The organism is Paraburkholderia sediminicola, assembly GCF_046027825.1.
Lineage (GTDB): Bacteria > Pseudomonadota > Gammaproteobacteria > Burkholderiales > Burkholderiaceae > Paraburkholderia > Paraburkholderia sediminicola_D.
The window spans coordinates 1-2,557 of sequence record NZ_JAQQDU010000206.1; the positions used below are offsets into that span (position 1 = coordinate 1).

A 2,557-nucleotide genomic window follows, 5' to 3' on the forward strand; every position below is an offset into this window, starting at 1 on the left:
TGTTTAGGTTTGTAGGATGCCTGCCCTTGACCGTGCGCATGGGCGGACGCCACAGGAGCATGCGGGCAGGCGTCGTACAAACCCCGATGGAGGAAACCGCGGAGTGTCCCGATGCGGCCGGAACCTGTATCGCTATGGGGATTGGAGCGGTCGCATGCGACGTCGGGCTGATGGTGAGATCAGGCGAAGCGGGTGGATGTCGACGGGATGCACGTTGACGAAGCGGTCCGGCCGGCGTTCCTGGCGGTGCACAGGGCGCGAAACCGCCTGATGCATGTGAAGGACGCAACCGTCCGCTATCGGGTCCCGTTGCCGGAGAGCCGACGGTCGGTCTGGACGTCTCGAAACACGTGCGCTCATGCTGCGGCTCGCTGTGCGGGTGGTGCGCGGATCGGTGCGCTGCGCTGGAGGACCTCGATGACGATCATCGGCGCGCCACAGTGCCGGCAGATGAAGCGCGGCGGGAGATTGCCGGGTGGGTCATCGGTAGCGGCGGCCTGCGCGCCGGCGGCCGTGACATGCAGCAGCTCGCGTATCTTCGCGAGATTCTGCCGCCGCACGGGATTGGCGAGCAGGCCATAGTGGCGGATGCGGTGGAAGCCGCCGGGCAGCACGTGCAGCAGGAAGCGGCGCATGAACTCGTGCGCGCCCAGGGTCATGGTCTTGTAGCGGGTGCGCCCCTTCGCGCGATAGTCCTTCCAGCGGAAGGTCACGCCGCGTTCATCGAGCGCAACGAGCCGCTGGTTGGAGATGGCCACGCGATGCGTGTAGCGTGACAGGTAGGCGAGCACGGCCTCGGGTCCCGCGAACGGGCGCTTCGCATACACGACCCATTCACATGCGCGTAGCGGCGCGAGCCACTGGGCGAAGACGGCAGGATCGGCGAGCGCGGCGTACTCGCCGAAGAATCGCAACTCGCCATGACGATGCACTGCAGCGAGTTCTTCCAGGAAACGTCGCCGGAACAGCCGTGAGAGCACGCGCACGGGCAGGAAGAAGCCGGGCCGGCAGGCGACCCACCGCTCACCGTCGGGTGACAGGCCACCACCGGGGACGATGCCGTGGACGTGGGGATGGTGTGTGAGTGCCGAGCCCCACGTATGGAGCACCAGCGTCGCGCCAGTCTGCGCGCCCAGATGCTTCGGATCGGCTGCGATGGTACGCAGGGTCTCGGCGGCAACATCGAACAGCAGGCCGTAGATCAGCGCCTTGTTGTACCAGGCGATCGCGCTGATCGTGGCGGGCAGCGTGAAGACCACGTGGTAATACTCCACGGGCAGCAGGTCGGCCTGACGTGCCTCGAGCCACCGGTGTGCGGCGCTCGCCTGGCACTTCGGACAATGGCGATTGCGACACGAGTCATAGGAGATCTCCAGCTTTGCGCAGCCGGAACAGCGCAACACATGTCCACCCAGCGCCGCGGTGCGGCACTGTTCGATGGCCGACATGACCTTCAGCTGTCCCAGGCTCAGCGGTACAGTCTGTCGCCACGCTGGCCCGTGGACGCGGAAGATGTCCGCGACCTCCAGCACGGGGCGCTCCGCGCGGTGCTGGCCTACTCGGAAGGCAGGCGGTCCAGCGGGCTGATCACCTTGCGCAGCAGGTCGGTGGCCACCTGGGTATAGAGTGAGGTGGTCTCGAGCTTCTTGTGCCCCAGCAGCACCTGGATCACACGGATATCCTCCTTCTGTTCGAGCAGGTGTGTCGCGAAACTATGGCGCAGCGTATGCATGGATACGCGCTTGCCGAGGTGTGCCTCTTCTGCGGCGGCATGGATGGCGCGGTTCAGTTGCCGCGTGCTGAGCGGGTCCACCGGATCGAGGCCGGGAAACAGCCAGCCGCCTTCGAGCATGCGACCCTGCGCATGGGCCACGCGCCACCAGACACGCAGGCGCTCGAGCAGGACCGGCGAGAGCATCGCGTAGCGGTCGCGGCGGCCCTTGCCCTGCTCGATGCGCAGCGTCATGCGCTGGCTGTCGACGTCGCCGACCTTCAGCGCCACCACTTCGCTCGCACGCAGCCCGGCACCGTAGGCGACTGAGAGTGCCGTCTGGTGCTTCAGGTTGCCGGCGGCGGCGATCAGGCGGGCCACCTCGTCAGGGCTGAGCACGACCGGTAGCGTGCGGGGCACGCGCACCGGCTGCATCCTCGCCATCAGCCCGGGCTGGTTGAGCGTGATCTCGAAGAAGAACTTCAGTCCGGTGATGGCGGCATTCAGCGACACGGGCGAGATGCCGTGGTCGACCAGATGCAGCTGGTAGCGCCGCAGGTCCTCGACGGTGGCGGTGTCGGGCGGGCGCCCGAGGAAAGCGGCGAACTGACGGACCACGCGGACATAGCCGGCCTGCGTCTGCGGTGCGAGCTTGCGCATGCGCATGTCGTCGATCATGTGCTGGCGCAGCGGACTGATATCCTGGCTGGTGTGAGTCATGGCTCTGCTCCTGTTGAGGAACGAGGCGGATTGCCTCGTACCCAACATGGAAACAGAGTCGGTTTGCTCTCACCTGCCACCAGAGCTCAACCGGAGCCCCATTACCGCGCGAGCGGTTTCGTCCTT

Annotated in this window: 2 protein-coding genes; both read right to left on the minus strand. The window is 66.4% G+C overall.

What is annotated here, in order from left to right:
• Window positions 1-356 precede the first annotated feature (356 nt).
• Entirely contained in the window at window positions 357-1,532 is a 1,176-nt protein-coding gene (locus PQQ96_RS41835; RefSeq protein ID WP_408303250.1) for an IS91 family transposase, read from the minus strand.
• A 23-nt stretch (window positions 1,533-1,555) separates the two neighbouring features.
• Complete coding sequence (locus PQQ96_RS41840) at window positions 1,556-2,431, minus strand: tyrosine-type recombinase/integrase (protein ID WP_006050641.1); 876 nt, start codon at window positions 2,429-2,431, stop codon at window positions 1,556-1,558.
• Between the last annotated feature and the right edge of the window lie 126 nt (window positions 2,432-2,557).

Bases quoted from the DNA above. Each gene is read 5' to 3' on its own strand.
- PQQ96_RS41840 (WP_006050641.1), bottom strand. From the start codon at position 2,431: ATGACTCACACCAGCCAGGATATCAGTCCGCTGCGCCAGCACATGATC.